The organism is Pseudoalteromonas sp. APC 3893 (assembly GCF_030408095.1).
Taxonomy (GTDB): domain Bacteria; phylum Pseudomonadota; class Gammaproteobacteria; order Enterobacterales; family Alteromonadaceae; genus Pseudoalteromonas.
Window position 1 is genome coordinate 144,507 of sequence record NZ_JASDCD010000002.1, and the last position, 25,922, is coordinate 170,428.

Consider the following 25,922-nt stretch of genomic DNA (forward strand, 5'->3'; position numbering starts at 1 on the left):
ACTCGTACAATAGAATTCTTAAATTAAATTCATCACAGGGAGCGATAAATTTGGTACGACCGAGTGATTCGAACCACCGATATTGGCGTGGGGCATAAAGAGTAGGTAGCGTTCTAACCAACGGAGCTACGGTCGTACAATAGAATTCTTAAATTAAATTCATCACAGGCAGTAATAAATTTGGTACGACCGAGTGGATTCGAATCACCGATATTGGCGTGGGGCATAGAGAGTAGGTAGCACTCTAACCAACGGAGCTACGGTCGTACAATAGGATTCTTAAATTAAACTTATTACAGGGAGTAATAAATTTGGTACGACCGAGTGGATTCGAACCACCGACCTCTACCATGTCAAGGTAGCGCTCTAACCAACTGAGCTACGGTCGTACAATAGTGCTCTTAAATTAAATTCATCACAGGGAGTGATAAATTGGTACGACCGAGTGGATTCGAACCACCGACCTCTACCATGTCAAGGTAGCGCTCTAACCAACTGAGCTACGGTCGTATCATAAATTTAAGCGCTGTTAATTGCTTAACAACGGTCGATAATATATAGCGTGCGCTTGTGTGAATCAAGCGAGAATAGTGTTTTTTGGTTTGTTTGCCGTTTTTTTATTCATATCGGACTGATTTCGCACGTTTTATAAAATCTTTGCCACCAAATTACATGCTCTTTCGCTGATTGCTTTAAGCCGTTAAGTAGATTGTTTGACTTACTAGGTTGTAACATGGGTGCTAAAGCGTTATCCACATGATCACTTTGCAACCAAAGAGCGCGATAAAGGGGCATGAGTCGCTCTAAAGCACCAGTAAGCTGTGCTTGATACGGCTGTAGCTGCGTCAAATAATATTTTTTAAATACATTGCTGACAATCTGCGCCTGTTTTTTATTTTTTATTGGATTACAGAGACTAGTTAAATCTATATCAGCTAAGTAGTTTGTTGTTACATTATTGAGCTGCGTTTGCTTTCTTACTGCTGTGATGAGTGCTTGATTAAAGTTAAAGCGATTTAACTGCTCTAAACTTTTATAAATATGGTGAGTATTAATTTGCTGATATTGCTCAGCGTTTATTTGATTTTTTATATTCGCTAATTGCTGTAAAGCCAGCTCTGTTTCTACTAAGCCGTTGAGGTTGGTATCGAGTTCATAATGAGTTAGTTGCCAACTTTGTTTGAGTTCAGCTTCGGCATATAAAAATTGCATGAAGTAGGCAGGCAGCTGCGCCTGTTTATAATGCAGTGCGGCCTGTATTTGTTGGTAGCTATTTGATGTTTTGTTGAGGGTCCGCAAACACGTTGGAGCGGTCTTAATGAACTCTATTTGATAAATCAATTTAGTCGCAGGAGTGGCTACTTTACCTAGTTGAGAGTTGTGCTGAGCAATTAAGGTGCTCAGTGCGCATGAGCTAAGTTGCGCTAGTTGTAGAATGCTCACGTTGAGCTGTGTTTGGCTTAATAAAAGCTGGGGGTTTAATTTTATATTAGTAAGCTGTGCGTTCGTTGGCACAGGGGATGACAGCGCATTAGCAAGACGCGACTGGTATTCGTGATACGTGTCACTGGGTTGCTCGCTACAGGCTGTAGTCAGTAAAATTGAGACAAGCATAGTCAGGTAAACAAAAACGCGTTTGTGCTTACCTGATACTGTTTTAAAGTTATTGAATAAATGGTTCACGTTTAAAGCGCTTAGCGACGGTTAACATTAATAAAATAGCAGCTACGGTTAAACCAACAATAATACCTATCCAAAACCCGTGTGGGCCCATCGCTGGCACAATCAAATTAGTACGAGCTAAAACATAGCCTAATGCAAAGCCTATTAGCCAGTACGAAATAAACGTAATGTACGAAATTGGCGCTGTGTGTTTTAAACCTCTTAGAATGCCATTTGCGGCAACCTGTAGAGCGTCTGGTAGCTGATAAATACAAGCTAAAATCATAATCGATGTTGCAAGTGCGATTACTCGCGAATCGTCGGTGTAGAGTTGGCTTATAATATCACGACCAAAAAATGTTATGGCTGCTAATAATATCGCTATCATAACGGCTAATAAGTAGCTGGTGGAGATTGCTTTTTTCAATTGCTCAAAGTGATTTTGCCCATACAAGTTACCAATACGAATACTGATAGCGATAGACAAGCTAAGTGGCATCATAAAAAGTAGAGTGGTGACACTGGCTGCTATTTGATGCCCAGCAACCGCCACCGCTCCTAAATGGGCAATAAAAAGTGGAATACAGGCAAATAAGGTAACTTCAAAAAAGGTGGCCAGTGAAATAGGAATACCTACTTTGGTAATATTCCACATTGTCGCTATCTGTGGTGCTTTAAAATTCGCGAGTAGCCCTTTTGCATCGACTTTTTTACTCATTTGACAATATATCACCTGCGCGATTGCCATGGCAGTAAATACCAGTGCAGTGGCGATACCACACCCAGCGCCGCCCAATTCAGGCATGCCAAATTTACCGTGAATGAATATATAGTTAGCGGGGATGTTAACAGTAAGTCCGAGTAAACTAATATAAAATGCAGGTTTAGTCATGCCCATGCCTTCGGTAATATTACGATAAACACTGAACACTAAAAAACCGCCAATGCCCCATTTTACAAAATGAATATATTCATAGGCCATAGCAGCAATGGCTGGGCTAGTATCAAGTTGCAAAATGATTAAGTCAGCAAAATAAGCAATTGAAAAACCAAGTACACTTAATAAACCGGCTAAATAGAGCCCTTGTTGAAAGTAGTGACTAATGCCGTTTTTATCATTAGCGCCTGAGAACTGGGCAATAATACCCGTTAAGGCCAGTAGTATACCTTGCAGGGCAAGCATTGCAGGGTTCCAAACACCGGTAGCTATTGACAGAGCGGCTAGATCAGTAGGGCTCACTTGACCTGCCATAATGGTGTCAACCACCGACATTAATACTAAGGTTACTTGTGCTAAAAATACTGGGATCGCAAGAGAAATAAGGCGTTTAGCTTCCCAATTACAAAAAGTCATAGTGCTTGCTAAATAAGAAATAATTGGCCGCTAGTGTAATTGATTTATAAAAGAATAAAAGTTTATATCGATGATTCACTAACCCTTAAGTGATAAACTCACTACCAACGTAGAAAAGTGAAGATGATTTAATATGTTTACTGGAATAGTACAAACTAAAGCGACAGTTTTATCGACAGAGCAGCGTGAAGGCGTATTACGCTTAACACTCTCGGTAGGCATCCAATACATTGATAAATTAGAAATCGGTGCAAGCATTGCGATTAATGGTTGTTGTTTAACTGTAGTGAAATTTAGTCCGGCTGAGAACCAATTAGCGCATGTTTATTTTGATGTGATTGACGAAACCCTCAAATTAACAAACTTAGGTCAATTAGCGGCTGATGGCAAAGTTAATTTCGAGCGCTCAATGATATTTGGTTCTGAATTAGGCGGGCATATTATGTCGGGTCATATTCATTGTACAGCACGTATCGATGACATTATTAATACGCAAGATAATTGTAAAATAAGACTAGCTTTAACCTCTCAGTGGCAGAAATTTGTATTGTATAAAGGCTTTGTTGGTGTAAATGGCGCGAGCCTAACTGTGGGTGAAACCGATGATAATGGCTTTTGGTTGCATTTAATTCCAGAGACATTAGCTATTACCAACTTAGGCTTAGCAAAGGTTGGCGAACAGCTAAATATTGAGGTTGATCAACAAACCTTTACAATCATCAACACTGTTGAGAACTATTTAAAGCAAAGCCGTTAAAATATTTGTTCGTCGTCACTATCGATGTGTAACTCTATTTTATTATAAGCATGATCGATATGCATATTAAAATGAATAGGGTTACAGCAGGCACTGCAATCTTCAAAGTAATCTTGGTCGCCTTCGCTGGCGTCTAAGGTTACGTGGATATGATGCCCGCAATGTGGGCAGGTAATGCGTTGTGAGAGTTGATTTTTCATAATTGCTCCAACCTGGCAATTGAGCCAAAGGAAACAGTGCTAAACACGTATCGAGTCATTTTAGCGACTGCACGGGTTTTCAAAATCCTATTTTAAATATAGTCGGTATTACGGCTTTATGACATCGTCTTTACAATAAAAAGTACGTTATTTTAAGAGTGAATCAATTTGTTTTTTAGCTTCAGTGAGATAATGACCAGCAAAAATATTAGCATGATTTAATATTGGGTAAAGTTGGTAGATTTGTTTGCGGCTCTCGTATCCATTACTCAGCGGGTACTGCTTATTGTAAGCTAGGTAAAATGCTTCGGGAAGCGGGGCGAATAGTTCACTCATGGCAATATCGACTTCCCGATCACCATAATAACAAGCAGGATCAAATATACAGGGTACGTTTTGAATAAAGCCCATATTCCCACGCCAATAATCGCCATGCAGTAGCGAGGGCTCCACATGGTGACTATGGAGTAAGTCTTTTATAAATCGGATCAAATATTCTTTATCAACTAAATTAATGCCTTTTTCTTCAAGTAACTGTAATTGCCAACCAATACGTTCTTCAGCGTAAAATACATCCCACTTTTTATGCCATCGGTTGGGCTGTAGAGTTGGGCCAACAAAATTGTCATGATCAAAACCAAACATCGCTTGTTGATGTTTTTGGTGGAGGCTTGCCAGATGTTTGCCCATAATATGCCACATAGTGTGTGGTTGTTGATCGAGCTTAAGCCATTCAAGTACTAAAAATGCATATTCAATGTTGGATCCACTTGTGACGCAATCGGGCACCATAAAGAGGCTTTCTTGGGTTAGAAGTTTTAAGCTATGAGCCTCAGACTCAAACCGCTCTAATTGTGTATGATGGGCAACTTTTACAAAGTATGTGTGAGTACCATCGCTTATTTCAAATAACATATCGTCATTTGAACTTTGCAATTGGCGTTTAAAGGTATACTTAAAGTCAAAATGCATTGCTTGGCTGATCTGCTCATTAACGGTATTCCACATAATATTGCTCGCCTTTTATACATATTACTAAACTATGGCAAAAAGTAGTTAAATAAACAAACTCTTGTATGTAAAATTCAATAATCAGTTTTAAGCAATGATTTAGCCTTCTATGGAGAATAAAATGAACAAAAGTACGCTCACTAATTTTACAGCTGCAATTCTAGTATTAGTTGGTTACTTTTTTAACCAGGCGATTGTACTCTCAATTGGTTTGTTTGCTTTATCGGGGGCTTTTACCAACCTACTTGCAGTGCATATGTTGTTTGAAAAAGTACCATTTTTATATGGCTCAGGTGTTATCCAAGTAAAGTTTGCCAAGTTCAAACAGGCTATCAGAGAGCTAGTTATTACTGAGTTTTTCTCTAAAGACAAAATAGAACAATTACTTGCAACTAAACAGCCGCAGCTAGATTTAAAGCCAGTGATTGAAGAAGTGGACCTAAACCCAGCATTTGACAGCTTACTTGAAGTGATCGAACAGTCTCAATTTGGCGCAATGCTTGCTATGTTTGGCGGCACAGAAGCGGTTGAGCCAATGCGTGAATCATTTATTGAAAAAATGAAAAATTCACTGTCAAATATGAGTGAGACCACACAGTTTAAACAACTTGTAAATGACAAACTAATGCAAAAAGCAATGTCTTCAGACAAGTTATACGATACGGTATTGGGCCTTGTTGATGACAGGTTAAATGAATTAACGCCAGCGATGGTCAAAGATATAATTCAAACCATGATCCGTGAGCATCTTGGTTGGCTCGTGGTTTGGGGTGGGGTATTCGGTGGTTTATTTGGTTTGCTTGCAGCTATTATTTAACTGTAAAAATATTAAGCAGGCCAACTACACGCCTGCTTAATTATGGCTTAAGTATTCCATACTCTATTTTGAACCAGCGACGACTAAAATAGTGCTATCGTTTGTTTTCGCTAAATCATGAATACTTGTTTTGCCAGTTGTATCGAGATTTAAGTATTTCGCGCTTTTATTAAAACCATGCATGCCTGCAAATTTTCCTAGCTCCATATCGTTACAGTGTAACTTGTTTATTGCTACTTTTTTGCTCATTCGTACGTCACGCAAAGTGGCTGACAATGTAATAGGTTTGTTTGAAGTAACGGCCATACATACTACAGTACCTGGGCTGTTATCTGCCGCAACAAATTCTGCTGCTTGAGTTGTGGTTGCTGTCAATGTTGCTGTGCCAATAAGTAAAGTTGTACAAAGAGTAGTTGCTAAAGTTTTCATCATCATTCTCCAGTGTTTGATGTTAGTTGACGAGTTAATTATTGGCTTTATTTATAAAGAATGCTGTAAATGAAAATCGACAATATGTAAGTAACTATGTCAGTCATGTATTACTAATTTAAATGCTTGATTTAAGATAATTTAAAATATGTCTTTTGACACATTTAAGGTGATTTATTTTCCAGTTTTTATTGGCTTTTGATTGTTTTTCATCCTGTTTTCATTGGCTTTACAGCACATTTACTTTAGAGTAAAAGCACTTTATAGATTATCTTGGCTGACATATATTCTCAGGCTGTTATCATTCTCAATAATTATTTTTATCTCGCTATGGAGACTATGTGAGTAGCAAGTTTTCCCGTTACTACCAGCAAGCGTATGCTTGCGAACAACAAAACTTTAATCAGTGTTTTTATTGTGGCTGCGAGGCTACAGAGCGAGATCATTGCCCGCCATTGCATATGCTACAAAGCATTATAGATTTGGGTGAGGATGCGGATTTTATTAGTATAGCTGCCTGTTATGAGTGCCATGCATTACTACATAATGAACGATTATTGACAATTGATGAGCGCTTTACCAAGCTTAAGAAAAAGCTCGCATCTAAATATGCTAAGCCATTACGAGTTTATAATATGTGGCACGAAAGTGAGCTCATTGATATGAGTGATGAATTTGCGCATAGTATCAAGGCCGGTATGACACTCGGTGAAGAAGCGGCACAGCGCATGGCGTTTACGGGCTTTAGTTATGCAACTGAAGAAGCTAAAGTTACCGTTAGAGAGAAAACACCTGAGTTTGATGTTGAGGGCGTGATCTTTACAGACTTTAAAGAAGCACTTAATTACTGTATTACAGAGCTCAAAGTACACAAAAGCGACTTTTATAAAATACTTGTAGAAGACTACCAAGGTGATTTTAATAAGGCACTGAGTCAGTATCGCCATCGCCACGACAAAGTAACAGCAGCAAAAGATGGCAATAGCTTAATAAAAGATTTTTCAAAACAGCATAAACAAAACTCAGACTTTGTTACTCGCACGGTAAAACATTTTATTAATAAAGATCCAAGTTTAACTACAGAAGCTGCTTTAGATAAGCTCTACATTAACTATATAAAAAAATAACATATGATGTAATTAAATTACATTTACCTTAAATAAACGCAGCTTCAGCTTATTTTTTGGCTTTATGCTGCGCATTTATATACATTAATAAAAAAACAACAGAGATTAACATGATGCAAAAATTTGCTCCCTCATTGCTGGTCGTTGCACTGGGTGTCGCTTTAGCCGGCTGCCAAGATAACGGACCACAAGACGAAAAAGTAACAATCAATAAAAATCCATACCCAAGTACCTATCAGCCACTTAAATCAACTAGTACGTTGATCACCAATGCCACAGTTTTAACTGGCACCGGTGAGCGTTTAGAAGAAGCTGACGTTTTACTGGTTGATGGTAAAGTACAACAAGTGGGTAAAGACTTATCAGCCAGTGCCGATCTTACAATTGATGCACAAGGTAAATGGGTAACGCCTGGATTAATCGACGTTCACTCACATTTGGGTGCGTATCCAAACCCATCAGTTGAGTCACATCAAGATGGTAATGAAATGACCAGCCCTAATACAGCAGAAGTATGGGTTGAACATTCTATTTGGCCACAAGATCCAGGTTTTAACCGTGCTCGTGAAGGCGGTATCACTTCGTTACAAATTCTACCTGGTTCTGCAAACTTATTTGGCGGGCGTGGGGTAACACTTAAAAATGTGCCAGCTCATACGATGCAAGGGATGAAGTTCCCAGATGCACCGTATGGCTTAAAGATGGCGTGTGGTGAAAACCCTAAGCGTGTTTATGGTCGTAAAGGCGTATTACCTTCAACACGAATGGGTAATATGGCAGGCTATCGTACTGCATGGATTGGTGCGGCTGAATATAAGCGTGAATGGGATAAATACGAGTCAGATTACGCTGCAGGTAAAAACCCGGAAGTGCCACACCGAGATATCAAATACGATACATTACGTGGCGTATTAGATGGCGAAGTCATGATCCATAATCATTGCTATAAAGCCGAAGAAATGGCAATGATGATTGACCTATCTAAAGAGTTTGGTTATCACGCTGGTACATTCCACCACGGTATAGAAGCCTATAAAATTGCTGATTTATTAGCAGAAAATGGCTCATGTGCTGCACTTTGGCCAGATTGGTGGGGCTTTAAAATGGAAGCCTACGACATGGTTCAAGAAAACGTTGCGATTGTTGATGCGGTTAAAAACTCGTGTGCCATTGTTCACTCGGATTCTGATACAACCATACAGCGCTTAAACCAAGAGGCGGGTAAAGTAATGTTCCGTGCAAATGACAATGGTTTTGATATCTCCGAAGAGCATGCCATTAAATGGATCACTGCTAATGCTGCTAAATCACTGGGTATTGCAGATAAAACAGGCTCACTTGAAGCAGGTAAGCAAGGCGATGTAGTAATTTGGAATCAAAGTCCTTTTAGTGTTTATGCTAAAGCAGAACAGGTCTTTGTTGACGGTGCCAAAGTGTATGATCGTGATGATGAAGCATTCCAAGCACAAAGTGATTTCATGTTAGGTCAAAAATAAGGAGTAACTAGAATGACAAAATTAAAACAATCATTTTCGCTCTCACTAGTTGCTGCTGGTTTAATCGCAAGTGCAACAGCTAATGCAGAGTCTTTAGCCATCATTAATGCCACAGTTCACACATCAACAGAGCAAGGTGTTTTACAAGGTGCCAGTATCATTATTGATGAAGGCAAAATTACTGCCATTAATCCAGCAAAAGTAGATGCAGATACAATTATTGATGCTAAAGGCCAAATCGTAACCGCTGGTTTTATTGGCAGTATGAATCAGTTAGGTCTGGTTGAAGTTGGGGCTGTAGCTGGCTCGCGTGATGCCGGTGATGATAAAGCAGGTATCGACTTTGATCCAAGCTTAGCTTTTAACCCTCGCTCAAGTCTTATCCCTTATGCGCGCAAAGGCGGTATTACTCGTGATGTTGTTACTCCGCACGGCGGTGACAGTATTTTTGCAGGTCTTGCCAGCGTAGTTGATTTAAGTGGTGAGTTTGACAGCGTTGAACAAACACAGGTTGCATTAGTTGTTCACTTAGGTGAAAAGCGTAAAGGCTCTCGTGCTATGTCGCTTAAAACATTGATTGATAAGCTGACTAGCCATCAGCAAAAATCAACGAAAAAAGATAAAAAAGACGATGGCAAGCCGAGTACTGAAGATACAGTATTAACAAAAGTACTTGCCGGTGAGATGCCACTTTTAGCCAGTGCTTCACGTGCATCAGATATCATTGAGCTTATTAAACTAAAGCAGCAATTCTCACTTAACTTAGTGATTGCAGGCGCACAAGATGCGGTGGTTGTTAAACAGCAACTAGCAGACGCGCAAGTTCCTGTGATTGTAAGTTCGATGGACAACTTACCGGGTAGCTTTGATTCATTACATGCTGGTTTAAGTAATGCGGGTGAACTTGAAAAAGCAGGCGTAAAAGTGTTACTCGCAATTGCCGGTGATGGCAGCCATAATGTGTATCAACTGCGCTTTGATGCAGGCAATGCTGTGTCATATGGTATGACACAAGAAGGCGCTTTAAAAGCGATTACAGCTAATGTTGCTGATGTGTTTGGTATTAATGCAGGTCGCGTTGCAGTGGGTACTACGGCAGATTTAGTTATGTGGAATGATGATCCGTTTGAGCTCAACAGCCACGTGACTAAAATGTTCATCAACGGCGAAGAAGTATCAACTGAATCACGTCAGGACAAATTACGTAACCGTTACATGACTGACTCAGAAATGCCACGTGCATACACTAAATAGTGTTTAGTTAGTGTAAAAAAGCCGCAGCAGCGGCTTTTTTTATACACTTTGTCATAGAGCTGGTTTATCCCAGACACAAAAAAGGCGCTCAGTGAGCGCCTTTTGTACATATTAGCGATTAAACTAGTTTAGCTAGAATATCGTTAAATGTTGCGCTTGGGCGCATTGCTTCAAATGCTGACGTATCGTTAGGTTGGAAATAACCACCTACATTTACCGCAACACCTTGTGCATTGTTAAGCTCAGATACGATCTGCTCTTTTTGTGCTTCTAAGTCACTAGCAATTTGAGTGAACTGAGCTTTAAGCTCTGCATCATCGTCTTGCTTAGCCAGTTCTTGAGCCCAGAATAAAGATAAGAAGAAGTGAGAACCACGGTTATCAATTTCTTTTACTTTACGAGAAGGTGATTTGTTTTCTGCAAGGAAAGTACCCGTTGCTTTATCAAGTGTATCTGCAAGTACCTGTGCTTTTTTGTTATCTGTATTCACTGCTAAATGTTCTAGTGAAGCAGCTAAAGCTAAGAACTCACCTAGAGAATCCCAACGTAAGTGGTTTTCTTTTTCGAACTGTTGTACGTGCTTAGGCGCTGAACCACCTGCACCCGTTTCAAATAAACCACCGCCATTCATAAGTGGTACGATAGACAGCATTTTCGCACTTGTACCAAGCTCAAGAATTGGGAATAAATCAGTTAGGTAATCACGTAATACGTTACCCGTTACTGAGATAGTGTCTTTACCTTCTTTAATGCGCGCTAGTGAGAAAAGAGTTGCTTCAAGAGGTGCTAAAATTTGAATATCAAGACCATCAGTATCGTGGTTTGGTAAATATGCATTTACTTTTTTGATGATTTGCGCATCGTGTGCACGGTTTTCATCAAGCCAGAAAATAGCTGGGTTACCTGTAGCGCGAGCACGGTTTACTGCAAGTTTAACCCAATCTTGAATTGGTGCATCTTTAACCTGACACATGCGCCAAATATCGCCTTGCTCAACATTGTGCTCTAGTAAAGTAGTGCCGTTAGCATCAACAACACGAATCACACCGTCAGCTTTTGCTTCAAATGTTTTGTCGTGAGAACCGTATTCTTCTGCTTTTTGCGCCATAAGGCCAACATTTGGCACGCTACCCATAGTGGTCGGATCAAATGCACCGTGCTCTTTACAGAAGTCGATAGTTGCTTGGTAAATACTTGAGTAACAACGATCTGGAATTACAAAGCTAGTATCTTGTAATTTACCATCGTTATTCCACATTTGACCGCTAGAACGAATTGCTGCAGGCATAGATGCATCAATGATCACATCACTTGGAACATGGAGGTTAGTGATACCACGGTCTGAATCAACCATTGCGATAGCAGGGCGCTGTGCATAAACAGCTTGAATATCTTCTTCGATCTCAGTGCGTTTTGCCTCGTCTAAAGATTGAATTTTAGAATATACGTCGCCAAGACCGTTATTTACATCAACACCTATCTCTTCAAATAACTCGCCATGTTTTGCAAATACGTCTTTATAAAATACTTTAACAGCGTGACCAAAGATGATTGGGTCCGATACTTTCATCATGGTTGCTTTCATATGTAATGAAAACAATACACCTTTTTCTTTTGCAGAATCAATTTCAGCTGCTAAGAAAGCTTGTAATTTAGCTGCGCTAATTGATGATGCATCAATGACTTCACCTGCAAGTAACGGAGTGCTTTGCTTAAGAACAGACACATCACCATTTTTAGCAACGTGCTCAATGCGTACATCTGTTGCTTGCTCAACCGTTACTGATTTCTCAGAACCAAAGAAATCGCCTTCGCTCATGCTAGCAACGTATGAAGCAGACTCTTTGCTCCATGCACCCATTGAATGTGGGTTGTTTCGTGCATACTCTTTAACAGAACCTGGCGCACGACGGTCAGAGTTACCTTCACGTAATACAGGGTTTACTGCACTACCTTTGATTTTGTCGTAAGTCGCTTGAATTGCTTTTTCTTCGTCTGTTTTTGGTTCAGCTGGGTATTCTGGAAGAGCATACCCTTTTGCTTGTAGTTCTTTGATCACAGCACGTAATTGTGGAACAGAGGCACTGATATTTGGTAATTTGATGATGTTAGCTTCAGGTGTCTTAGCAAGCTCACCTAGTTCAGCTAGTGCATCGCTAATGCGTTGCTCTTCGGTTAAATACTCAGGGAAGTTTGCAATTACACGGCCAGCTAAAGAGATGTCACGTGTTTCAACTTCAACACCAGCGGCATTTGTGTATGCTTGAATGATCGGTAGCAAAGAGTAAGTTGCGAGTGCCGGAGCTTCGTCTGTTTTAGTATAGATAATTTTTGATGTCATCATCATTCCTAGATAGTAGGCATAAAGCCATATTCAACAATGCAAGAATATCATCACCAATGCTGGCAATGATCAGTCTGTTAGGTGTTAATACTGTAATTCAATAACCACACCTGACGGACTGCTATAAATTTAATGTTAAAAACCCGCCAATGGAATTAGCCATTAGCATAGTTTTACCACTTAAAGGGCCATTTTCGGGCTTTTTAAGCACAAAGAGTGTAACAAGCTTGGCACAAAAGGGCTAATACAAAATATACCCAAACCACCTCAAGATATGAGTTTCAGTTGGAATTAAAAGCGATTTAGGCAAGGCATTGATTGCAAGTAATAGTGGTTCTATTGTTAAAATCAATAACGCAGAATAAATCGCTTTTAAACCAACCCGCAGGGCGCTTCACAGAAACTTACTCTCATCGTTGTTACTTCTTAGAAGGGAGTGCCATTATTGCAAAGTAACGCCTTGATATTAAGCCCCTGTGAAACGCTGAATTCTGAATCTTGAGGTCGCTTGGGTATTATATTGGGGTATTAAAAAGTAATTTCAAGACTAAGGACAGATTTTGTGCTTTTAAAGTATTTAATTAACAAAGCGCAGAGCTGTAATAGAGAAGGGAATAGAAAATATCAGAAAAAGAAGTTAAGCGAGGATCTTTACAGGTCGCTCGCTTGTAGTGTCGAACTTCTATAACAACTACACTAACTCTTCGTTAGGAGCAATATTAGTCGCATGTAGGCCTTTAGGACCTTGTTGCAATTCGAATGTTACATCTTGACCAGCTTTAAGTGTTTTATAACCGTCCATTACAATCGTTGAGTAATGGGCGAATATATCATTCTCGCAGCCGTCTTCTACGATGAAACCAAAACCTTTGGCGTTATTGAACCATTTGACTTTACCACAAGCCATACTTCTACATCCTTCTATAAGTTGACTAATTTAGTTATTCTAAACCGTATAATTTGATAGACTGACTAAGGTTTAATCAATCTATAATTGACTGTAGTTTATTTATACGATCAGTCAAGTGTTTTAAACTATTTTTTAACAATTAATTTATTTTTTTATTCAAGTTTGCTTGAGTTCCAAAGACAAGACTATATTTAATTATGAGTGGCATGAAAGATTCAGGTGTTTTAGACACAGTTCGCGACAGTGAAAAGCAAAAGCTACAACCACCGCGAAAATACAAAGTCATTTTAAATAATGATGATTACACGCCTATGGACTTTGTGATAGAAGTACTAGTGACGTTTTTTAATATGGATAGCGATAGAGCAACAGATGTGATGCTACAAGTTCATCAAAACGGTCGGGCAATATGTGGGGTGTATACCGCAGATGTTGCAAATACCAAAGTTGATCAAGTAAACCGTTATGCACGTGATAACGAGCATCCACTGCTTTGTAGTTGTGAGCAGGAATAATACCAAGGTAGGGTGATCAAAATACCCATCACAACGGTATATATATTTATCTCAGTAAGGGGTTGCCAATGCTAAACAAAGACTTAGAACTAACTTTAAACGCGGCGTTTCGTGAAGCGCGTACTCGCCGCCATGAATTTATGACAGTAGAGCACCTATTACTTGCACTACTAGATAACCCTTCTGCAAGCGAGGCGCTCAATGCTTGCGCAATTGATATGGCAGCGCTTAAAACAGAGCTATCAGAATTTATTGACGAAACCACGCCAGTTATTCCTGATCTAGAGGAAGAGCGAGAAACACAACCTACGCTGGGTTTCCAACGGGTATTACAGCGTGCAGTATTTCATGTGCAGTCGTCGGGCAAAAACGAAGTAACTGGCGTTAATGTACTGGTTGCTATATTTTCTGAGCAAGAAAGCCAAGCGGTTTATCTACTCAAAAAGAGCGATATTTCACGCCTTGATATTGTTAATTTTATTTCCCACGGTATTGCTAAATCTGATGATGAAATAGGCGGTGAAGATGTTGATGATATCCATGAAGAAGTGCAAGAAGTGCAAGGAGAAGAACCCTCTAAGCTTGACAACTTCACCACTAATTTAAACGCTCAAGCGATTGAAGGTAACATTGACCCTCTTGTTGGTCGTGATAACGAAGTCGAACGTACAGTACAGGTTTTATGTCGTCGTAAAAAGAATAACCCGTTACTGGTTGGTGAAGCAGGGGTTGGTAAAACCGCTATTGCTGAAGGCCTTGCGTATCGCATTGTAAATGAACAAGTACCGGATGTAATAGCTGATGCAGTCGTTTACTCGTTAGATATGGGTGCACTATTAGCAGGCACTAAGTACCGCGGTGATTTTGAAAAACGTTTTAAAGCCTTGCTTAAAGAGCTTCAGGCGCAACCAGGCGCGATTTTATTTATCGATGAGATTCACACCATTATTGGTGCAGGAGCGGCATCAGGTGGCGTTATGGACGCGTCTAACTTACTTAAACCGTTATTATCAAGTGGTAAACTTCGTTGTATGGGTTCTACAACTTACAACGAGTACAAAAACATCTTTGAAAAAGACCGTGCTTTAGTGCGTCGTTTTCAAAAGATTGATGTGCTTGAGCCAAGCGTGGCTGATACCACCAAAATTCTTAATGGTCTAAAAGAACGTTACGAAGAGCACCACGGTATTCGTTATACGCAAAAAGCACTTAAAGCAGCTGCGGAGCTCAGTGCCAAATACATTAATGAGCGTCATTTACCAGACAAAGCTATCGATGTGATTGATGAAGCAGGTGCGAGTCAACGCTTACAACCAAGCTCAAAACGTAAAAAGACAATTGGTGTAGCAGATATAGAATCAATTGTCGCGAAAATGGCTCGTATTCCACAGCAAAGCGTGTCATCGAGTGATAAAGAAACACTCAAGAACCTTGATCGTAATCTGAAAATGTTAGTGTTTGGTCAAGACCAATCAATTGACGCGTTAACCTCGGCGATACGCTTGTCTCGCTCAGGTTTATCAAACGAAGATAAACCAGTCGGCTCGTTCTTGTTTGCAGGGCCAACGGGTGTTGGTAAAACTGAGGTCACAAAACAGCTAGCAAAATGTATGGGCGTTGAGTTTATTCGTTTTGATATGTCTGAATACGTTGAACGTCATGCTGTAAGTCGTTTAATTGGTGCGCCGCCAGGCTATGTTGGCTTTGAACAAGGGGGCTTACTAACAGAAGCGGTTATTAAAAACCCACACTCAGTGGTGTTGCTTGATGAAATAGAAAAAGCGCATTCTGATATCTACAATATTTTATTACAGGTAATGGACCACGGTACCCTAACTGATAATAATGGTCGTAAAGCGGATTTTAGAAACGTAGTTGTGGTAATGACAACTAACGCCGGTGTACAAGAGACTGTGCGTAAGTCAATTGGCTTCACTGAGCAAGATCATTCTCATGATGCGATGAGCGAGATAAACAAGGTGTTCTCACCTGAGTTTAGAAACCGTTTAGATAACATTATTTGGTTTAACCACCTAGAGCGTGATGTGATCTTATTAGTGGTCGATAAGTTTATTGTAGAGCTTCAAGCTCAGCTTGATAAAAAATCAGTTAACCTTGAACTGACTTCAAAAGCACGTGAATGGTTAGCTGACCAAGGTTATGACAAGGCTATGGGTGCACGCCCCATGGGACGTGTTATTCAAGAGCAACTTAAAAAGCCATTGGCGAATGAGATTTTGTTTGGCGAGTTAATCGAAGGGGGCACAGTAAAAGTGTCACTAAAAGATAAAAAATTGCGTTTTGATTTTGAAACCGATTTAACGCCTGCATAATCGTTACAATCATGTAGACAACAAAAAGCCCAGCAAATGCTGGGCTTTTTGTTTATTAAATGTAATGGTCTGCAGGTGCTTTCAATTACATTTAATAAACGCTTCAAGCTGTGTAGAAAGTAACTAAGTTACTTAATCAACTTAGCTAAAAACTTGATATTTCGTTAACGCACTAACTTAGCGAGCACGGAATACGATGCGACCTTTTGATAAATCGTATGGGGTCATTTCTACGGTAACTTTATCGCCGGTTAAAATACGGATATAGTTTTTACGCATTTTACCTGAAATGTGAGCCACAACAACGTGACCATTTTCAAGCTCAACTCGGAACATTGTATTTGGTAAAGTATCAAGGACCGTCCCTTGCATTTCGATTACGTCTTCTTTCGCCATGTTTAGCGTAACACCTCTTTAATAGTTAAACGATGCAGATTTTGCCCAAAATACACCAATAAGTAAAGCCACAGCGGCTATTTTTGTAAATTAAATAGCCAGCCAATCATCACCAACCCTATTTTCGGCAGGCAAAAACTGAGTTTTATAACGCATTTTAGCGCATTCGTCTATTTGATAGCCTAAGTAGAGGTGTTCTTTATTATACGCTTGCGCGAACTTTATTTGCTCTAAAATCATTAAAGTGCCCACACTGTAATGCTCAAAATCAGGATCAAAAAATGTATAAATAGCAGAAATTGCATTGTCCATACAATCAGTTACAGCAACGCCGACCAAGGTGTCAGCGTGCCATAGTTCAATGAATGTAATAGGTAACCAATGGCAAAACAGAAAGCTTTTATATTGTGATTGCTCTGGAGGATACATAGAGCCATCCTGATGACGCTCGGTGATGTACTTACTATAGAGTGGGTAATATTCAGCGCGCTCTTGCTCTGAATATTTAACTTCAAAGACCGTTTTTGCTTTATTAAGTTTACGTTTTTGAGATTTAGACGGCAAAAATTTGTTGGCTAACACACGCACCGACTTACACGCACTGCACACAGGGCAGTGTGGTCGGTAAATTTGGTCGCCACTTCGGCGAAAGCCTAAGCCAAGTAAGGCTTCAAATTTACTGCTGTTGTAACAGCTGGGATCTAAGATAACCAGTAATTGCTCTTGGCGGTCGCCCAAATAGCTGCAATCAAATTGTTGGCTTAAACCTAAGCGAGCGGGAAGATGATCAGTCATAAATTGCTTTAAGCTCCTGAGCTTGCCACATAGTTGCTGGAATTTTGTAACTTGCTGCTTGTTCAAGTTTAGTTAAAAAATCAGCTCTAGGTACAATTTTTTCACCTAAAGTAACTAAATAAGGGTTTTCTAGTTGGCAATCAATAAAATGAGCATTGTGGCGTTTAAGCCAATTAACCAACGCCCACATCGCAAGCTTTGAGCAGTTGGTTTGGTAATGGAACATAGACTCGCCACAGAACACCCCAGCTTGCATTATGCCGTACAAACCGCCTACCAGCACACCGTTATCCCATATTTCGACACTGTGAGCCAGAGAGTCTAAATGAGCTTGTTTATAGGCATTGAGCATTTCTTCTGTGATCCAAGTCCCTTCGGCGTCAATACGCTGTTGTTGACATGCTTCAATCACTTCATCAAAAGCGGTATTAATCGTAACAGTCACGGGGTTTTTACGTAAATGCTTACGCAAACTTTTACTGACATGAAAATCAGCAAACTCGATAATGCCTCGCTCACTCGGCGACCACCACATAATAGGCTCGTATTCACTAAACCAAGGAAAAATTCCCTGACTGTAAGCGTTTTTTAACCGCGCAACAGATAAACAGCCTCCTACAGCTAGTAACCCATCAGGATCATCTAGCGCATACTGTGGGTCTGGGAAAATAAAATGGTCTTGGGATAATTGATAGAGTTGTTTTGTCATAACACCGTTTCTTGTGACTACGCCAGCAGATAAATTGTAACTTGTTGCTTTAAAATCACAAACAACAAATTTTAGGCATAAAAAAAGCGCGTTATAAAAACGCGCTTATTTGAACTACTAACTCAATCGAATTAGCTAACAACTTTCACTGGCACTGCTTGCGCAGCGTCATATTTAGTTGTCATCGCTTCTTCAACAGGTGTAAACGATGTTAGATCAATGCCTTCAACTGCAGACTTATACTCGTCCATAGTCGGGAAGCGACCAAGTACAGTAGAAAGTACTACCAGTGGTGTAGAGCCCAGTAGTGATTCACCTTTCTTCTCAGATGTATCAGCTACTACACGGCCTTGGAAAAGACGTGTTGATGTAGCAATAACAGTATCGCCTGGTTCAGCTTTTTCTTGGTTACCCATACATAAGTTACAACCAGGGCGTTCTAGGTATAAAATGTTTTCATACTTAGTACGTGCCGCTGTTTTAGGTTTAGAGTCATCAAACTCAAAACCAGCGTACTTAGCTAGAATATCCCAATCGCCTTCAGCTTTAAGCTCATCAACTATGTTATAGGTTGGTGGCGCAACAACTAATGGCGCTTTAAATTCAATTGAACCGTTTTTCTTTTCTAGGTTACGTAGCATGTGAGCAATAATTTTCATATCGCCTTTGTGAACCATACACGAACCAACAAAGCCTAAATCAACAGGTTTGTCATTGTAGAATGAAACAGGGCGGATCACATCGTGAGTATAACGCTTAGATACATCATCGTTATTTACGTCTGGATCGGCAATCATAGGCTCAACGATTTGGTCTAAATCAACCACAACTTCTGCGTGGTATTTAGCGTTGTCATCTGGAGAAAGAGCAGGCTCTTCACCAGATTGGATACCCGCAATACGCTTATCAGCTAAGTCGATTAGACCTTGCAGTGTTTGCGCTTCGTTATCCATGCCTTTGTTGATCATGATTTGGATGCGTGATTTAGCAAGTTCAATTGACTTGATCAATGTTTCATCGTTTGAAATACAGATTGACGCTTTCGCTTTCATTTCTGCAGTCCAGTCAGTGAAGGTAAACGCTTGGTCAGCCATTAAAGTACCGATGTGAACTTCAATGATACGGCCTTGGAACACATTTTCGCCACCAAATTGCTTCAGCATTTGCGCTTGAGTTGCATGCACCACATCACGGAAATCCATGTGCTTGGCCATTTTGCCTTTAAACGTCACTTTAACTGAATCAGGAATTGGCATTGCTGATTCACCCGTAGCTAAGGCAACCGCAACAGTTCCTGAATCGGCACCGAACGCGACACCTTTTGACATACGTGTATGCGAATCACCACCGATGATGATTGCACGGTCGTCAATTGTAATGTCGTTCAGTACTTTATGGATAACGTCAGTCATTGCATGGTAAACGCCTTTCGGGTCACGTGCAGTGATAAGACCAAACTTATTCATAAATGCCATTAGTTTTGGAATATTTGCTTGTGCTTTGCTATCCCATACTGACGCTGTATGACAGCCAGATTGATAGGCACCATCAACAAGTGGTGAAATTGTTGACGCAGCCATTGCTTCAAGTTCTTGAGATGTCATTGGGCCGGTTGTATCTTGCGAACCAACGATATTCACTTTAACGCGAACATTTGAACCTGCGTGAAGTGGTGTATCAGATAATACACCTACCGCATTACGGTTAAAGATTTTTTCAACCGCAGTTAAACCTTGACCTTCATGTGAAATTTCTTTTGAAGGTGCATAAACAAGCGGTGTTTCAATGCCGAGTGTTTCAGCAGCAAATGTTTGTAGTTTTTTACCGAATACAACAGCATAAGAACCGCCAGCTCTCATGAATTCAACTTTTTGCGGTGTGAATGCTGATGAAATATCAACAAGTTCTTTATCACCGTTATAAAGTTTTTTCTCTTTAGTATCGATTGTTAAAACAGTGCCTGTGGCAACAGAGTACGCTTCTTCAAGAACAGCATCACCATTTGCATCAGTCACTGTATTCCCATCAGTATCGACTTTTTTAACCCAGTTTTTAAGGTCAAGACCAATACCACCGGTAACATCAACCGTGGTTAAAAAGATTGGTGCGATACCATTAGTACCTGCAACAACAGGTGCAATGTTGATGAAAGGAACGTAAGGACTTGCTTGTTTACCTGCCCAAAGTGCGACGTTATTTACGCCAGACATACGTGATGAACCAACACCCATAGTGCCTTTTTCAGCAATCAACATTACTTTAGCATTTGGGTGTTTCTTTTGAAGTTCAACAATTTCTTGCTGTGCTTCAGGTGTGATCATACACTGGCCGTGTAATTCACGGTCGGCACGTGAGTGCGCTTGGTTACCTGGAGACAGTAAATCAGTTGAAATGTCGCCTTCACCAGCAATGTAAGTTACTACATCTATTTTTTCTTCGATGTCAGGTAATTTTGTAAAGAACTCAGCTTTTGCAAAGCTCTCTAGTAAATCTTTAGCAATTGCGTTGCCTGCTTCGTATGCCGCTTTTATACGCGCCATGTCAGCATCGTATAAGAATACTTGTGTTTTAAGAACTTCGGCAGCTTGTGCAGCAATTTTAGCATCTTCGGCCAATGCTAAATCAAGTAGCATTTCAATTGACGGGCCGCCTTTCATGTGTGAAAGAAGCTCAAATGCAAAATCTGGAGTGATTTCTGCTACCGTTTCTTCACCAAGAATGATTTCTTTTAAAAACTGTGCTTTAACGCCCGCAGCACTGGTTGTTCCTGGTAATGTATTGAAGATAAAGAAATGCAGTGAATCTTTACGGTGCTCGTTATTAGTATCTTTAATTTGAGCAATTAATTCAGATACTAGCTCAGCGCTATCGATTGGTTTTGGGTTTAATCCAAGTTCCGTTTTACGGGTTTGGATTTCTTCCATATATTTTGTATACAAACTCATAGAAAACTCTCGGTATTTTACTTGATATGAAGCTGGACATTTTAACTTATTTTACAGTCTTTCGTCATGCCCAAATGAATAAAGCGTTTATGCCCAACTATAATTATAGCTCATTTTACTTGCGTTACTTTGACGGTAATCATTGCACCGTTCAGATCCTACCGTACTTCCACCATTAATTGTATATATAAAATGAATCTTCACTATAAATTTTGTGAATGCCGTTTGATATCAAAAGTAATGGGAATAAAGAAACTATCAAAATAACTCACTAATTAAACATTTTTTGTTAAGCACAAAAAAGGGCTGAAAAAATCAGCCCTTCATGCAATTGGTATAACTGTATAAATTACAGGTTATCTAAAAAGCGTTCAGCATCTAATGCAGCCATACAACCTGTACCTGCAGAAGTAATTGCTTGACGATAAATGTGATCAGATACATCACCGGCTGCAAATACACCCGGTACGCTAGTTTGAGTTGCGTTACCGTTTAGGCCAGACTCAACAACTAAATAGCCGTCTTTCATTTCAAGTTGGTCAACAAACATGTCAGTATTTGGTTTATGGCCGATAGCGATGAATACACCCGCTAAATCAAGCTCTTCGGTCGCATCTGAATTGGCATCTTTAATACGAATACCTGTCACACCCATTTGGTCGCCAAGTACTTCGTCTAATGTGCGGTTATAATGTAGAACCACGTTACCATTTGCTGCTTTTTCTGCTAAACGGTCAGCCAAGATTTTTTCACTACGGAAACTATCACGACGGTGGATAACATGTACTTCATCCGCAATGTTTGATAAATAAAGCGCTTCTTCAACGGCTGTATTACCTCCGCCAACGACCGCTACTTTTTGGCCTTTATAGAAAAAGCCATCACAGGTAGCACATGCTGAAACACCACGACCTTGAAAGTTTGTCTCAGACTCTAAACCTAAATATTTAGCAGATGCACCGGTTGCGATGATTAAAGCATCACATGTATATGTGCCTTGATCGCCAGTAAGAGTAAATGGGCGTTTTGATACGTCAACTTTATTTATGTGATCAAACACAATTTCAGTTTCAAAACGCTCTGCGTGTTCTTTCATACGATCCATTAATGCAGGACCTGTTAAACCATGAGCATCGCCAGGCCAGTTTTCAACTTCAGTTGTTGTTGTAAGTTGGCCACCTTGCTGCATACCTGTAATTAATACAGGGTTTAAATTTGCGCGTGCTGCGTATACTGCTGCAGTATAGCCTGCAGGGCCAGAACCTAAAATTAGTAACTTACAATGTTTTGCTTCACTCATGCTTTTTATCCTAAACGTTTTGATAGCGTATTAATGTGCTCGATTTTAAGAGAAACAAGGGGGAAGTAAATAAAACTATCGATTATTTTTTTTAGCAAATCGCAAAGCTGTCAAATATTGTGTACTAGAATGCACAAAACAACCGTTCTGTATGATATATGAACTATCAAACCATTATTAATCTAACAGACACCGTTAATTCATGACCAAGCTCGGTTTTTTTGATATGTTTTAATTAATTTTGATTTGTCCCCCTGCACAAGGGTGACCTAAGTGAATAGGCAACTATGTTATTTTGGCAGGAAAAACCCGCATTTGGGTTGACTTCAAAAGACGTTAACGTCTTAACCAATGCAAAACAGTACCACACACAATTACTTGCTTTGATCGCAAGCGCACAAACACGTATATATATTACCGCGCTTTATTTACAAGATGACGAAGCAGGGCGAGAAATACTTGAGGCATTACATCAAGCATCATTAGCCAAACCAGAACTAGAAGTAAAAGTACTGGTTGATTTTCACCGTGCCCAACGCGGGTTGATTGGCGCAGCAAAATCAGATGGTAACGCCAGCTTATATTGTGACTATCAACAAAAGTATCAATCTAATGTTCAAGTATATGGCGTTCCAGTAAAAGCAAAAGAGCTATTTGGTGTATTACACTTAAAAGGCTTTGTAATAGACGATACCTTGCTTTATAGCGGTGCAAGCTTAAATAATGTGTATTTACAGTACGATGAACGCTATCGCCTAGACCGTTATTTTTTAGTTAAGCAGGCATCCTTATGTAATGCAGTTGTTGATTTTATTGAAGGGCAATTATTAAGCTCTGAAGCAGTTCCGCGCATTGATACACGTCCGCTTACTAAGTTTAACGACATTAAGCTAGCGCAAAAACAATTAATGCGCTCTTTAAAGCAAGCTAGTTACGCTCACGCAGTCGATGAAAATACGCAGCCGCTTGGGGTTAGACTGTTTTTAGGTTTAGGGCGTCGCAGCAATGAGCTTAATCGACTGATAAAGTCACTGTTTGATAGCACGGAGCAGGAGCTGGTGTTGTACACACCTTATTTTAATTTTCCTGCACCATTAATGCGCTCTTTAAGGCGTTTGCTCAAACAAGGTAAAGAAGTCACCATTGTGGTCGGTGATAAAACTGCCAATGACTTTTATCTACCACCGAGTGAGCCGTTTAGTAAAATAGGTGCATTGCCTTATTTATATGAAACTATTTTGCTTAAGTTTTTGAAATCGCAAAAACGTCATATAACGAATGGTAACTTAAATGTCTATTTGTGGAAGCATGAAAGCAATTCGTTTCACTTAAAAGGTATCTGCTCTGATCGTAAGTATCATTTACTAAGTGGCCATAATTTAAACCCACGTGCATGGGGCTTAGATATTGAAAACGGCATCTTATTGGAAGATCCTGAGCAATCGCTCATGCCTGCAATTGATAATGAAAAAGCAGAGATCCTAAAGCACTGTAGGCGCCTTAATGGGCCAGAAGATTTAGAAACAATGGATAACTATCCGCAAGCGGTGAAGAAGTTGTTAGGGCAGGCTAAGCGCGTTAAAGTTGACTTTATAATTAAACGCTTTATATAACACTAGGGTCTGTTGACAGCAGACTCTAAGATTTAGATACAAAAAAAAGCAGCTAAATTTAGCTGCTTTTTTCATTTATGCGTGTTGCAGTTTATGCATTTTCAACAGCAGTACGTGGGTCCACGTATTCCATGTTGAACGCTTCGGCAACTTCTTTATAAGTAACTTGGCCTTTGATCACGTTTAGACCTTTAAGGAAGTTAGCGTCATCTAATAAAGCTTTCTTATAACCTTTATTTGCAAGGTTAATGATGAAAGGCAGTGTTGCATTGTTAAGTGCAAACGTAGAAGTACGCGGTACAGCACCTGGCATGTTAGCAACACAGTAGTGCACAACTTCATCAACGATGTAAGTTGGATCAGCGTGAGTGGTTGCTTTAGAAGTTGCGATACAACCACCTTGGTCGATTGCAACGTCAACAATTGCAGCGCCAGGCTTCATTGCTTTGATGTGCTCTGCTGTTACAAGCTTAGGTGCAGCTGCACCTGGGATAAGCACGCCACCGATTACTAAGTCAGCTTCTAACACGTGCTTTTCAAGTGCATCAGCCGTTGAGTAAATCGCTTTAACTTTATTACCGAACTGTGCGTCTAGTGCACGTAGTACATCGATATTACGGTCAAGTACAACAACGTCAGCACCTAGGCCTACAGCCATTTGTGCAGCGCTACGACCAACCATGCCACCACCAATTACAACTACTTTAGCTGCCTCAACTCCTGGTACGCCACCTAATAGCATGCCACGGCCGTGGTTTGATTTTTCAAGTGCTTGTGCGCCAGCTTGAATAGACATACGACCAGCTACTTCACTCATCGGAGCAAGAAGTGGTAAACCACCGCGTGAATCAGTGACTGTTTCATAAGCGATACAGATTGATTTGCTCTTAACAAGGTCTTCAGTTTGTGGAAGATCCGGTGCAAGGTGCAGGTAAGTGAAAAGAATTTGGTCTTCACGTAGCATTGCACGTTCAACAGCTTGTGGTTCTTTTACTTTTATAATCATTTCTGCTTTTGCGAATACATCTGCAGCTGTCGGTAAAATTTCAGCACCTGCAAGGGTGTAATCTTCGTTAGTAAAACCAATGCCCATACCTGCATCAGTTTCAACAATCACTTGGTGGCCGTGATTTACTAATTCACGAACACTCGCAGGAACCATACCTACACGGTATTCATGGTTTTTAATTTCTTTAGGTACACCAATAATCATAATCTTTGCCTTGTTGGAACGGGATAAAATTTTTCACTATTATATTCATCATTGACCAGTGTGTCTCACCTTTTTTAAGTTTCTAACTAGTGATATAATCTAAATATAGAAAATAAACAGTGTAAAAAACTAGTTGGCCAAATGCATGAGTTATTAGACCGAATTGATCGTAAAATATTGATGGAATTACAGCATGATGGCCGTATTTCTAATGTTGAACTGGCCCGACGAGTTGGCCTCAGCGCCACGCCCTGCCTAGAGCGCGTAAAAAAGCTGGAACGAGAAGGTTACATTGTAGGTTATAAAGCTGTGGTAGACCCAACTAAGTTAGGGCAGGGCTTATCGGTTTACGTAGAAGTGACCATTACTAAAACATCCCCGGATGTATTTGATGAGTTTAGCGCAGCGGTGAAAAAGCACGATGAAATCATAGAATGTCATTTGGTGTCGGGTAATTTCGATTTTTTACTAAAAACCCGGGTTAATGATATGTCCGAGTATCGAGGGGTATTAGGCGATATTTTATTAAAGCTACCTAATGTCAGTGAAAGCCGTACTTATGTGGTGATGGAAGAAGTAAAAGGCGAACAAGGCGTGATCATTAGACCTTATATCGCGTAAATCTTAAAAAGCCGTTCATAATCAGGCCATCAAGGTTAAGATAAAGTGCAACAAAAAGTATTTCCTGCTAAGGTATTCCACTGCTAAGTGTGAGAATAAAGAAAAATGAGGAATAGGGAAT

Annotated in this window: 22 protein-coding genes and 3 tRNA genes; 9 read left to right on the forward strand and 16 right to left on the reverse strand. The window is 40.0% G+C overall.

Annotation, left to right across the window (positions count from 1 at the left end; translation table 11 throughout):
* Positions 1-181: 181 nt before the first annotated feature.
* From QMA12_RS04720 to QMA12_RS04740, 5 genes are all read right to left on the reverse strand, one after another.
* A tRNA-OTHER gene (locus QMA12_RS04720) sits at positions 182-267 on the reverse strand.
* 45 nt (positions 268-312) lie between these two features.
* Positions 313-389, reverse strand: a tRNA-Val gene (locus tag QMA12_RS04725).
* 44 nt (positions 390-433) lie between these two features.
* Positions 434-510: transfer RNA gene (locus QMA12_RS04730), tRNA-Val, on the reverse strand.
* A 111-nt stretch (positions 511-621) separates the two neighbouring features.
* Positions 622-1,683: a DUF3080 family protein gene (locus tag QMA12_RS04735; RefSeq protein WP_290208929.1), complete on the reverse strand. Its 1,062-nt coding sequence runs from the start codon at positions 1,681-1,683 to the stop codon at positions 622-624.
* Positions 1,664-3,016 carry an MATE family efflux transporter gene (locus tag QMA12_RS04740; protein WP_087531937.1) on the reverse strand — a complete coding sequence of 451 codons (1,353 nt, stop codon included), beginning with the start codon at positions 3,014-3,016 and terminating at the stop codon, positions 1,664-1,666. Before QMA12_RS04740 ends, QMA12_RS04735 begins: the two co-directional genes overlap by 20 nt.
* Positions 3,017-3,149: 133 nt before the next feature.
* Here QMA12_RS04740 and QMA12_RS04745 point away from each other — a divergent pair, with 133 nt between their 5' ends.
* Positions 3,150-3,773, forward strand: a complete 624-nt coding sequence (locus QMA12_RS04745) for a riboflavin synthase subunit alpha (protein WP_290208930.1) — start codon at positions 3,150-3,152, stop codon at positions 3,771-3,773.
* Here QMA12_RS04745 and QMA12_RS04750 read toward each other — a convergent pair.
* Together QMA12_RS04750 and QMA12_RS04755 are read right to left on the reverse strand one after the other, a co-directional pair.
* A complete protein-coding gene (locus QMA12_RS04750) occupies positions 3,770-3,973 on the reverse strand; it encodes a CPXCG motif-containing cysteine-rich protein (RefSeq protein ID WP_087531939.1) in 204 nt (67 codons plus the stop codon). The two genes, QMA12_RS04745 and QMA12_RS04750, sit on opposite strands and share 4 nt — an antisense overlap.
* A gap of 147 nt (positions 3,974-4,120) precedes the next feature.
* Positions 4,121-4,981: a fructosamine kinase family protein gene (locus QMA12_RS04755; RefSeq protein WP_087531940.1), complete on the reverse strand. Its 861-nt coding sequence runs from the start codon at positions 4,979-4,981 to the stop codon at positions 4,121-4,123.
* Between the two features lie 124 nt (positions 4,982-5,105).
* On the opposite strand from QMA12_RS04755, the gene QMA12_RS04760 reads away from it, so the two are divergent.
* Positions 5,106-5,801, forward strand: a complete 696-nt coding sequence (locus QMA12_RS04760; protein WP_087531941.1) for a DUF445 domain-containing protein — start codon at positions 5,106-5,108, stop codon at positions 5,799-5,801.
* Between the two features lie 63 nt (positions 5,802-5,864).
* Here QMA12_RS04760 and QMA12_RS04765 read toward each other — a convergent pair whose 3' ends face one another.
* Positions 5,865-6,236 carry a DUF3718 domain-containing protein gene (locus QMA12_RS04765; RefSeq protein ID WP_290208931.1) on the reverse strand — a complete coding sequence of 124 codons (372 nt, stop codon included), beginning with the start codon at positions 6,234-6,236 and terminating at the stop codon, positions 5,865-5,867.
* A 335-nt stretch (positions 6,237-6,571) separates the two neighbouring features.
* Here QMA12_RS04765 and QMA12_RS04770 point away from each other — a divergent pair, with 335 nt between their 5' ends.
* The 3 genes from QMA12_RS04770 to QMA12_RS04780 all read left to right on the forward strand — a co-directional run bounded on the left by QMA12_RS04770 (position 6,572) and on the right by QMA12_RS04780 (position 10,107).
* Positions 6,572-7,357 carry a hypothetical protein gene (locus QMA12_RS04770; RefSeq protein WP_087531943.1) on the forward strand — a complete coding sequence of 262 codons (786 nt, stop codon included), beginning with the start codon at positions 6,572-6,574 and terminating at the stop codon, positions 7,355-7,357.
* A gap of 113 nt (positions 7,358-7,470) precedes the next feature.
* Positions 7,471-8,853, forward strand: a complete 1,383-nt coding sequence (locus tag QMA12_RS04775; RefSeq protein WP_087531961.1) for an amidohydrolase — start codon at positions 7,471-7,473, stop codon at positions 8,851-8,853.
* Positions 8,854-8,865: 12 nt separating this feature from the next.
* Positions 8,866-10,107, forward strand: a complete 1,242-nt coding sequence (locus QMA12_RS04780; protein WP_087531944.1) for an amidohydrolase family protein — start codon at positions 8,866-8,868, stop codon at positions 10,105-10,107.
* Between the two features lie 118 nt (positions 10,108-10,225).
* Here QMA12_RS04780 and QMA12_RS04785 read toward each other — a convergent pair whose 3' ends face one another.
* Positions 10,226-12,448 (reverse strand): NADP-dependent isocitrate dehydrogenase, encoded by a 2,223-nt coding sequence (locus QMA12_RS04785; protein ID WP_290208932.1) that lies wholly within the window; start codon positions 12,446-12,448, stop codon positions 10,226-10,228.
* A 694-nt stretch (positions 12,449-13,142) separates the two neighbouring features.
* Complete coding sequence (gene cspD, locus QMA12_RS04790) at positions 13,143-13,358, reverse strand: cold shock domain-containing protein CspD (protein ID WP_058558936.1); 216 nt, start codon at positions 13,356-13,358, stop codon at positions 13,143-13,145.
* A gap of 209 nt (positions 13,359-13,567) precedes the next feature.
* On the opposite strand from cspD, the gene clpS reads away from it, so the two are divergent.
* Both clpS and clpA read left to right on the forward strand, forming a co-directional pair.
* A complete protein-coding gene (clpS, locus tag QMA12_RS04795) occupies positions 13,568-13,876 on the forward strand; it encodes an ATP-dependent Clp protease adapter ClpS (RefSeq protein ID WP_176372570.1) in 309 nt (102 codons plus the stop codon).
* 68 nt (positions 13,877-13,944) lie between these two features.
* Positions 13,945-16,209 (forward strand): ATP-dependent Clp protease ATP-binding subunit ClpA, encoded by a 2,265-nt coding sequence (clpA, locus tag QMA12_RS04800; RefSeq protein WP_087533742.1) that lies wholly within the window; start codon positions 13,945-13,947, stop codon positions 16,207-16,209.
* A 177-nt stretch (positions 16,210-16,386) separates the two neighbouring features.
* On the opposite strand, the gene infA is transcribed toward clpA, so the two are convergent.
* From infA to trxB, 5 genes are all read right to left on the reverse strand, one after another.
* Complete coding sequence (gene infA / locus QMA12_RS04805) at positions 16,387-16,605, reverse strand: translation initiation factor IF-1 (protein ID WP_002962494.1); 219 nt, start codon at positions 16,603-16,605, stop codon at positions 16,387-16,389.
* Positions 16,606-16,695: 90 nt separating this feature from the next.
* A complete protein-coding gene (locus QMA12_RS04810) occupies positions 16,696-17,400 on the reverse strand; it encodes an arginyltransferase (protein WP_087533741.1) in 705 nt (234 codons plus the stop codon).
* Positions 17,393-18,109, reverse strand: coding sequence for a leucyl/phenylalanyl-tRNA--protein transferase (aat, locus tag QMA12_RS04815; RefSeq protein ID WP_087533740.1), 717 nt, complete (start codon positions 18,107-18,109; stop codon positions 17,393-17,395). The genes QMA12_RS04810 and aat overlap by 8 nt, the downstream gene beginning before the upstream one ends.
* A 131-nt stretch (positions 18,110-18,240) precedes the next feature.
* Positions 18,241-21,054, reverse strand: a complete 2,814-nt coding sequence (locus QMA12_RS04820; RefSeq protein ID WP_290208933.1) for a bifunctional aconitate hydratase 2/2-methylisocitrate dehydratase — start codon at positions 21,052-21,054, stop codon at positions 18,241-18,243.
* Positions 21,055-21,403: 349 nt separating this feature from the next.
* Entirely contained in the window at positions 21,404-22,354 is a 951-nt protein-coding gene (gene trxB / locus QMA12_RS04825) for a thioredoxin-disulfide reductase (protein WP_087533738.1), read from the reverse strand.
* 287 nt (positions 22,355-22,641) lie between these two features.
* Between trxB and pssA the strand changes: the two genes are divergently transcribed.
* The gene (gene pssA, locus QMA12_RS04830; RefSeq protein WP_290208934.1) at positions 22,642-23,967 is read left to right on the forward strand and encodes a CDP-diacylglycerol--serine O-phosphatidyltransferase; all 1,326 of its coding nucleotides are present in this window, start codon (positions 22,642-22,644) and stop codon (positions 23,965-23,967) included.
* A 91-nt stretch (positions 23,968-24,058) separates the two neighbouring features.
* Here pssA and ald read toward each other — a convergent pair whose 3' ends face one another.
* Positions 24,059-25,180: an alanine dehydrogenase gene (gene ald / locus QMA12_RS04835; protein ID WP_087533736.1), complete on the reverse strand. Its 1,122-nt coding sequence runs from the start codon at positions 25,178-25,180 to the stop codon at positions 24,059-24,061.
* A 141-nt stretch (positions 25,181-25,321) separates the two neighbouring features.
* Here ald and lrp point away from each other — a divergent pair, with 141 nt between their 5' ends.
* A complete protein-coding gene (lrp, locus tag QMA12_RS04840) occupies positions 25,322-25,801 on the forward strand; it encodes a leucine-responsive transcriptional regulator Lrp (protein WP_087533735.1) in 480 nt (159 codons plus the stop codon).
* Positions 25,802-25,922: the final 121 nt, after the last annotated feature.